General features: G+C 32.6%; 2 protein-coding genes. Both read left to right on the top strand.

All coding sequences use genetic code 11. The features are described 5' to 3' along the window. A partial coding sequence (locus AC1DUW_RS30750; RefSeq protein WP_477644441.1) for an AMP-binding enzyme occupies positions 1-188 on the top strand: 188 nt, incomplete at its 5' end. A gap of 557 nt (positions 189-745) precedes the next feature. Continuing rightward, positions 746-876 (top strand): YitT family protein (locus tag AC1DUW_RS30755; protein ID WP_477644442.1); only part of this gene is annotated, 131 nt, incomplete at its 3' end.

Genomic DNA, 876 nt, shown 5'->3' on the forward strand with positions numbered 1-876 from the left:
AATTAAAACCGGGTAAAGAGGAAACTGAGAAATCCATTCGGGAATTTATTGAAGACCGTATAGCAAATTATAAAGTACCTGACCGTTTTATCTTTTTAGATGAGCTGCCTATGACCCCTAGTGGGAAAATTAAAAAGTTAGCGTTACAGGAAGAATTGAGAGCGAAATTACATTCTACTTTACGCTAAATATAATTCCTTATTCAAAGTGCTTGCTTCTGCAGACCAGTAAACCCAGAATAAATGTTTCAAAAACAATTGGACGAACAGGTCCAGAAACTGATGGTAACTAAGAGGAATGGAAACTGACTATTCAAGCAAAATCTCTCCCTTCATTGGTTTAGCGTCATAAGGGAGACTTTGCCTTTTTTTTATGGCTTAGGATATAACCATTTTTTTGGGTGAAGGGCCTTTTATTTATAACAAAACTCAAAAGGAAGAGGTGAAATATCATAAGTGTCTCTTAATAGGAATGTGAAAATGTATTTTATTGAATATAAAAAAGCCTAGAGATTTAATTCTCAAGGCTTCTTAATATTCAATAATCAAAATGAAACAGGTCAAAATGGAGCGTCTGCCGACTAGCAGATGCTTTTTTTAGAGGAAGTTGTTTAGTATTCTGAAACAAACGGTCATGATTATTGAAGAGTTTCTTCCTAAAATTAGTAAACGATTAATCGAATTTTATTGTATAATTTTGAATGAGAATAATCTAATTTACCAATCATTTGGAGAAAGGATGCAATATGAGAAATAAAGGAAAATATCGCATTGCTATTGAGATATTGAGTATTATATTTGGTAGTTTTTTAATTGCTATTGGTGCAAATACATTGTTACTTCCAGCTAATTTACTCTCTGGAGGTGTCATAGGGAT

The organism is Peribacillus sp. P4_C12 (assembly GCF_056402095.1).